At 63.8% G+C, this 6,748-nt stretch carries 8 protein-coding genes and 1 pseudogene; 3 read left to right on the top strand and 6 right to left on the bottom strand.

What is annotated here, in order from left to right:
* The 3 genes and pseudogenes from ACXJL8_RS29530 to ACXJL8_RS29540 form a co-directional block, all read right to left on the bottom strand.
* Positions 1-416: pseudogene (locus ACXJL8_RS29530) on the bottom strand (serine/threonine protein kinase); the annotation flags it as partial.
* 7 nt (positions 417-423) lie between these two features.
* Positions 424-1,851: a methylenetetrahydrofolate--tRNA-(uracil(54)-C(5))-methyltransferase (FADH(2)-oxidizing) TrmFO gene (gene trmFO, locus ACXJL8_RS29535; RefSeq protein WP_456686057.1), complete on the bottom strand. Its 1,428-nt coding sequence runs from the start codon at positions 1,849-1,851 to the stop codon at positions 424-426.
* 125 nt (positions 1,852-1,976) lie between these two features.
* Positions 1,977-2,129 (bottom strand): DUF1127 domain-containing protein, encoded by a 153-nt coding sequence (locus ACXJL8_RS29540; RefSeq protein WP_007590701.1) that lies wholly within the window; start codon positions 2,127-2,129, stop codon positions 1,977-1,979.
* Between the two features lie 653 nt (positions 2,130-2,782).
* Between ACXJL8_RS29540 and ACXJL8_RS29545 the strand changes: the two genes are divergently transcribed.
* A complete protein-coding gene (locus ACXJL8_RS29545; RefSeq protein WP_456618853.1) occupies positions 2,783-3,109 on the top strand; it encodes a hypothetical protein in 327 nt (108 codons plus the stop codon).
* Positions 3,110-3,169: 60 nt separating this feature from the next.
* Here the strand turns inward: ACXJL8_RS29545 and ACXJL8_RS29550 are convergent, their stop codons facing one another.
* The gene (locus ACXJL8_RS29550; RefSeq protein ID WP_456618854.1) at positions 3,170-3,994 is read right to left on the bottom strand and encodes a lytic murein transglycosylase; all 825 of its coding nucleotides are present in this window, start codon (positions 3,992-3,994) and stop codon (positions 3,170-3,172) included.
* Positions 3,995-4,124: 130 nt separating this feature from the next.
* Complete coding sequence (locus ACXJL8_RS29555) at positions 4,125-5,033, bottom strand: DUF2189 domain-containing protein (RefSeq protein ID WP_456686058.1); 909 nt, start codon at positions 5,031-5,033, stop codon at positions 4,125-4,127.
* A gap of 335 nt (positions 5,034-5,368) precedes the next feature.
* Between ACXJL8_RS29555 and ACXJL8_RS29560 the strand changes: the two genes are divergently transcribed.
* Positions 5,369-5,752 carry a DUF3597 domain-containing protein gene (locus tag ACXJL8_RS29560; protein ID WP_456618856.1) on the top strand — a complete coding sequence of 128 codons (384 nt, stop codon included), beginning with the start codon at positions 5,369-5,371 and terminating at the stop codon, positions 5,750-5,752.
* 51 nt (positions 5,753-5,803) lie between these two features.
* Here the strand turns inward: ACXJL8_RS29560 and ACXJL8_RS29565 are convergent, their stop codons facing one another.
* Positions 5,804-6,079 (bottom strand): GNAT family N-acetyltransferase, encoded by a 276-nt coding sequence (locus ACXJL8_RS29565; protein WP_456618857.1) that lies wholly within the window; start codon positions 6,077-6,079, stop codon positions 5,804-5,806.
* Between the two features lie 389 nt (positions 6,080-6,468).
* On the opposite strand from ACXJL8_RS29565, the gene ACXJL8_RS29570 reads away from it, so the two are divergent.
* Positions 6,469-6,748, top strand: a 280-nt coding sequence (locus ACXJL8_RS29570; protein ID WP_456686059.1) for an SPW repeat domain-containing protein, incomplete at its 3' end; no start/stop codon positions are given.

Consider the following 6,748-nt stretch of genomic DNA (forward strand, 5'->3'; position numbering starts at 1 on the left):
AGCCAGTTCTGTTCCTTCGCAAGATCGTTGTGGCAGATGCCGGCGCGGCGCAGCCGGCGCAGCGCGTCCTTGGCCGAGCGGAAAAAGGCGAGGTCGCCATGCGGCTTGGCCAGATGCAGCGCGACGCCGTCGACGAAGCCGCGCGCCAGCGCGCGGCGGCCGGCCCACAGCAGTTCGGGGCCGACGTTCAGCCCCTTTGCGAGAGCCAGCGCATGCTTCTCGCGCGCGAACAGATGGCGCGCCAGCAGGAACGACCACCACGGCACCTCGTCGAGCCGGCGCAGCACCGCGTCGACCTCGCCATCGTCGCCGCGGAAGCGGCCGCGCTCGACGGTCGAGAACACGTCGCGCTTCAGCAGCACGCCCTCAGTCCAGCGCGCCGAGAGCACTGCGGCGTCGTCCTTGGGGAGGTTCATCGACAACTCACGCTGCTGCGGCGATGCGCAGGTGATCGGCGATCCAGCGATCGAGATCGGCGAGCGCCAATGCGCTCATCGCCTGCTTCTTGGCCACCGTCTTTTCGTTGCCGCGCAGGCGGCTTCCGTCCGGCTTCTTCGTCGGCGCGCTGGCGAGCGGCGGGAACAGGCCGAAATTGATGTTCATCGGCTGGAACGAGCGCGTGCCCGGTTCGATGGTTTCGATATGGCCGCCGGTGATGTGGCCGAGCAGCGATCCCAGGGCCGTTGTGCCAGGTGGGCTCGCAAGCTGCTCGCCGCGCGCGTCCGCTGCCGCATAGAGGCCGGCGATCAGGCCGATGCTGGCGGATTCCACATAGCCCTCGCAGCCCGTCATCTGGCCGGCAAAGCGCAGCCGCGGCTGCGCGCGCAGGCGCAACTGGCCGTCGAGCAGCTTTGGCGAATTGAGGAAGGTGTTGCGATGCAGGCCACCGAGCCGGGCGAATTCGGCTTTCTCCAGCCCCGGAATGGTGCGGAAGATGCGCTGCTGCTCGCCGTACTTCAATTTCGTCTGGAAGCCGACGATGTTGTAGAGCGTGCCGAGCTTGTTGTCCTGGCGCAGCTGCACGATCGCGTAGGCTTTCGTCGTCGGGTCGTGCGGGTTGGTGAGGCCGACCGGCTTCATCGGGCCGTGGCGCAAGGTCTCGGGACCGCGCTCCGCCATCACCTCGATCGGCAGACAGCCGTCGAAATAGGGCGTGTTGGTCTCCCATTCCTTGAACTCGGTCTTCTCGCCGGCAATGAGCGCGGCGACGAAGCCGTCATACTGCTCCTTGGTCATCGGGCAGTTGATATAGTCGGCGCCGGTGCCGCCGGGGCCGACCTTGTCGTAACGCGACTGGAACCAGGCCACCGACRTGTCGATGGACTCACGGTGCACGATCGGTGCGATCGCATCGAAGAAGGCGAGCGCGTTCTCGTCGGTCAGTTCGCGGATGGCGTCGGCGAGCGGGGCGGAGGTGAGGGGGCCGGTCGCAACGATGACATTGCCCCAATCGGCGGGCGGCAGGCCGGCAATCTCGCCACGGGCAATCTCGATAAGCGGATGGTCGTTGAGCGCCTTGGTGACGGCAGCCGAAAAGCCGTCGCGGTCGACCGCCAGCGCGCCACCGGCGGGCACCTGGTTGGCGTCGGCCGCGCGCATGATCAGCGAGCCGAGGCGGCGCATTTCCGCGTGCAGCAGGCCCACGGCGTTGTTGGCGGCATCGTCCGAGCGGAACGAATTGGAGCAGACGAGCTCGGCGAGCCCGTCGGTGCGGTGCGCCTCGGTCATGCGGGTCGGCCGCATCTCGTGCAGCACCACGKGCACGCCTGATTTGGCCACCTGCCAGGCGGCCTCGGAGCCGGCAAGGCCTGCGCCGATCACGTGCACGGTGTTGGATTGGGGTCCTGTCATGGGCGGGACAGGTAGCGCTTTTCGGCGGTCAGTGGAATCGCCGAGATCGAGTTTTCTGCCTTCAGATGCGACAACGCCCGCACGAGGCGGGCGCTATCGGTTCGTCCGGTGAGGGCTGAACGATATCAGCCCTGATACTGACCGGCGGCAACGCGCGGGATGTCCGAGCGATCGAGGCCGATGTCGGCCAGTTCGCGATCGCTGAGTTGGGACAGCTCGGCAACATTGCGCTGATAGTCCCGGAAAGCCTGGATCATGCGGATGAGCGAGAGCAGCATTGGTAGTCTCCTGTAGTTCGATTCAACCCTTGCCCGGGTGTCATCGTTGAAATGAATATAGATGGGAGTGTTGCAGTGCGGAAGTTCCGATGTTGCGATGCAGCTAAGCGATGGGTGCATGGCATCGGTAACGGACGATTAACTTGGTGGCAGGTGCGCCCAACGGCTGGGCGGAAACCATCGGAACCCACGGTAAGCATCCGTGAAATCACGGGTTTATCACCGGGTGTGCGGTTCCATCTGTTGTGGAAATATGTTGCGCTCGTAACATCCGCAAGACGCTCTGGCAGCGTCTATGCCCAAGTCTCGCATGCGCGAATCGCATGAGCAGAGGAATCGTAGATATGAATATAAATTCATATTACGTGGGGCCGATTCGCCAAGCGCAGGCGATTGCGGCGTCGTCGATTCGCACCAAACTGGGGCGTCATTGGAATTTGGAGGAGGGAGCGCGGCAAGGCCTGCGGTCTGGTTCAACCACAGCCGCGGCCGTGAGGCCTCGTTGATGCAGTGCACACACGCCAAACGTGTACTTTGATTACACGGCTGTAATGAAAATCAGAAATTTCGCATGCGCCTCTGCGCCGCGCGCAACATCACGCAATTCTCGCGAGGAATTTATTGCGGCAAGTTGCCGCGCCCGGAGGAAAGTCATGTCACAGATTCCGGCAATGTCGCCGGTTCTGTCTCAAGAACAAGAGAAGGAAAGTAACATCATGACGAAGTTACTCGGGGTTATCGCAATTGCCGCCGTCGCGTTTGCCGTCGCGCCGGCCCAGGCCGCCAAGCACGCCACTGGCGGCTGCAGCTCGGCCAATCTGGAGAAGACCGAGACCGCGATCGAGAACATGGCTGACGGTGACAGCAAGTTCGTCGCGCAGAAGGAGATCGCGGCTGCGCAGGATTCGCTGCTCAACGGCAAAATGGGTGCGTGCGGCACGCATCTGAACAAGGCGATGCACGCCACCATGGGTAAGTAAACGCACCAAGAGAGGGCCGGTCGCCGCGCGATCGGCCCTACGCGTCTTGTCGGGCGCTATTTAAGGGGCGCGTGCGAGCTGGGTCGCGAAATAGGCGACGGTCTTGGAATAGACCTCGCTCTTGTTCCACTGCTGTAGCACCGCGAAATTCGGGCTGCCCGGCTGCCAATCCTTGCCGCGCTGCCAGCCATAGCCGGCGAGATAGTTGGCGGTCGAAGCGAGCACGTCGGGCGCGTTGTGCAGGAGATCGCGCTTGCCATTGCCGTCGAAGTCGACCGCGTACTTCATCCAGGATGACGGCATGAACTGGGTCTGGCCGAGCTCGCCCGCCCAGGCGCCGCGCATGTCGCCAGGCGCGAGATCACCGCGCTGGACGATGCGCAGGGCATCCAACAGCTCGGCTCGAAACTGCTCGGAACGCCGGCAGTCATAGGCCAGCGACGCGAGCGAGCGGATCGTCGCAAACTTGCCGGTATTGACGCCGAAATCGGTCTCGAGACCCCAGATCGCGACCAGCACCTCGCCCGGCACGCCGTAGGTCTGCTCGATGCGCGACAGCACTGAGCCGTACTGCTTCATCATGTTCGAGCCGCGCTGCATGCGCGGCGGCACCATGCGGCCGGAAAACTCCTCAAAGGTCTGGTTGAAGACCTTTTGCGAGCGATCGCGATTGAGCACGGCCTGATCGAGCGTCACGCCGGCAAGCCCCGAGGCAATGGCCTGCGGCGAGATCCCTTTGGCGGCGGCGTCGGTTTTGAAGTCCGCGAGCCAGGCGTCGAAATTGCCTGAACCGCAGGCAACAGCGGCGAGCGTGGGCTCAGCCGAGACGATTGACACAGTAAGGGCGAAAGCTGCGAGAGCGAGACGAGAAATCGTCGGGGTCATTCGAATAAATGGATTCCATGAAGTGGCATTCCCGGCCCCGGCAATCTCGGTTCTAACCGCGGCCAAAGCAAGGCGTTTGACATTGCCCGATCCTGCCCAGGCGAGGGCAGGATCGGTTGTCACAAGATCGTTAGGCGTCCGTCCGATTCCGCCAGGGGAAGAGATTGGCGGGGAAGTCGGCGGCCGGCTTGCGCGGACGATGCGGCGGAGGCGGCACCGGCTGCGCAGCGGGATCGGAGACGATCACCTTGCGATAGAGATGCCAGGTGGCGTGGCCGAGCAGGGGGATGACCACGGCGAGGCCGAGGAACGCGGGAATCGTGCCGAGCCCCAGCAGCACCGCGACGATCAGGCCCCAAGCCGCCATCGGCACGGGATTCCTGGCGACGACGCGGAGCGAGGTGACCATCGCCTCGAACGCGCCGGCGTGCCGGTCGAGCATCAAGGGGAACGACACGGCGCTGATGCACAGCGCGGCGAGCGCGAACAGGAAGCCGGTGCCGCAGCCGATCACGATCAGCCACCAGCCTTGCCGGGTCATCAGCACGCGCGTCATGAAATCCGAGATTCCGGTCACGCCCTCATAGCCGAAGGCGGCGACATAGATCGCCTGCGCTGTTGCAACCCAGGTCACGAACAAGGCGAGCAGCAGCGTGCCGAGGCCGAGCATTGCGCCGAAGGAGGGTGAGCGCAGCACCTCCATCGCGTCCCAGGCGCTGGCCTCTTCGTAACGTTCGCGCCGGCGCGAGAGCTCATAGAGGCCTAGGGCGGCGAACGGGCCGATCAGAGCGAAGCCCGCAGCGAGCGGAAACAACAGCGGCAGCACCGAATAGCCCATCACCGCGCGGGCGAGCACGAGGCCCAGCACCGGATAGATCACGCAGAGAATGATGGCGTGGCTTGGAACCGCCTTGAAATCCTCCCAGCCGCGSCGGAGCGCGTCGTGSAGGTCGGACAGYTGGATGGTYCGGATSRYYGGTCCCGCCGCWTCMGCGGGCKGGGCCAYMGTGGGKACATTGCCCGGGTAGAGTGTGGCCATGGTCGGCTTGCTCCCTTGCCATGCAGCCGAATCCGGCGCCGGCAAACGGCGCAAGCGGCCGCTTTTCTTGGATGATCGCGATTCCGACCAGACGCGAATTCCGGATGGCATCGCGAGCTGAACCGAAACCGTACTCCCAATTCCGAGTCCTGTCCCTCACGCTCGGGTGAGATTCGATGCCGCAGTGCAACCTCGAATGTGTCATTCGGTCGTCATTTCGCCGCAGATAAGCTGATGCTGCTTGCCGGTTCGCAGAACACCGCGGGCGCAGCGCAGAAACTTCGTCTATAAGTGCACTCAAGGCCCTTCCAACGGATCCATTTCGGGGAGCAGATATGAGCATTTTCGGTAAAATCATGGGCGCGATCTTCGGTAGCCATCCGGCCGCTGCCGCGCCCGCCGGTGGCACAGCTCCGGGCAGCGCGCCCGCAGCAGGGACCGCGCCGACCGCATCGGCACCGACCGTGGACGTTGCGGCCATCGTCGACAAGCTGGTGGCTGCCCAGAAGGAGAAGCTGGAATGGCGCACCTCGATCGTCGATCTCATGAAGGCGCTCGACATCGATTCCAGCCTTGCCGCGCGCAAGGATCTCGCCAAGGAGCTCGGCTACAGCGGCGACATGAACGACTCCGCCAGCATGAATGTCTGGCTGCACAAGCAGGTGATGTCCAAGCTCGCCGCCAATGGCGGCAAGCTGCCGCCTGAGATCAAGCACTGACCGATCGCTCGGTCGCAGCACAGGGCCCGCCATCGCGCGGGCCCTTTTGCTTCAGGCGACGAGATCCGCATCCTCCGGATGCCTGTCGAGATAGTCGACGACGAAGCCGCAGCCGGCGATCACCTTCTTGCCGTCGCGGCGGATCAATTCCAGTGCGCCCTTGACCAGCTCGGAGGCGATGCCGCGGCCGCGCAGCGCGCGCGGCGTCTCGGTGTGGGTGATGATCACCGCTGACGGCGTGAGCCGGTAATTGGCGAAGGCGACCTCGCTGCCGATATCGAGTTCAAAGCGGCCTCGATCCTTGTTGTCGCGTACCGATGCCGCCATGCCGGGTCCTTCCGAAGCGCTGCCTGTCCCCTGATCTAGGCGCCTGACGCCGCCCTTGCCACAAGGTGCGACCAAAGCAGGTTGCCGCAGGGAGATATCTGAAAAATGCGTGTCCCGATCAGCCTCATGGCGCTGCGCGCCGCGCTGGTCTCGAGGCGCGCAGAGGCCTGGGGCCCTTAGTTGCAGTGCGATCTGCGTTTGAACATCGCGCGGCGACCACAAATAATCCCCGACGTCGCTCTTGCAAGTTCCACGGTGATTCCCACGTCCTCAAGAGGACATACGCCCGAATGCGGCCGGCAGGGTCGCTAGACATTCGGAGTGTCATGATTGCCAGCCGCTAACGTATGCCTCTTTTGCAGGAGGGTACTATGTCGGACTTTGGTTTCTTGAATACTCATCGAACATGGGAAGACTGGTGCGGAATGGTGCTGGGCGCGCTGATTGTTGCGTCGCCATGGTTTCCCATCCAGGAGCACACCGCGATCGGCGGACAGCAGATGATAATCCTGAACACGGTCGCAATCGGCCTCGTCGTCTTTGGTCTCAGCCAGCTCGAATATGTCGCCTTGCAGCGCTGGCAGGAGGTGGCGACGATCCTGGTCGGGCTGTGGCTCATCGCCTCGCCCTACGCGCTCGGCTATTCCGGCGAAGGTTTTCTCCGGATCT

Source organism: Bradyrhizobium sp. P5_C11_2 (genome assembly GCF_054049755.1).

Bases quoted from the DNA above. Each gene is read 5' to 3' on its own strand.
- ACXJL8_RS29540 (WP_007590701.1), bottom strand. From the start codon at position 2,129: ATGCTGCTCTCGCTCATCCGCATGATCCAGGCTTTCCGGGACTATCAG.
- ACXJL8_RS29545 (WP_456618853.1), top strand. From the start codon at position 2,783: ATGTCACAGATTCCGGCAATGTCGCCGGTTCTGTCTCAAGAACAAGAG.
- ACXJL8_RS29550 (WP_456618854.1), bottom strand. From the start codon at position 3,994: ATGACCCCGACGATTTCTCGTCTCGCTCTCGCAGCTTTCGCCCTTACT.
- ACXJL8_RS29560 (WP_456618856.1), top strand. From the start codon at position 5,369: ATGAGCATTTTCGGTAAAATCATGGGCGCGATCTTCGGTAGCCATCCG.
- ACXJL8_RS29565 (WP_456618857.1), bottom strand. From the start codon at position 6,079: ATGGCGGCATCGGTACGCGACAACAAGGATCGAGGCCGCTTTGAACTC.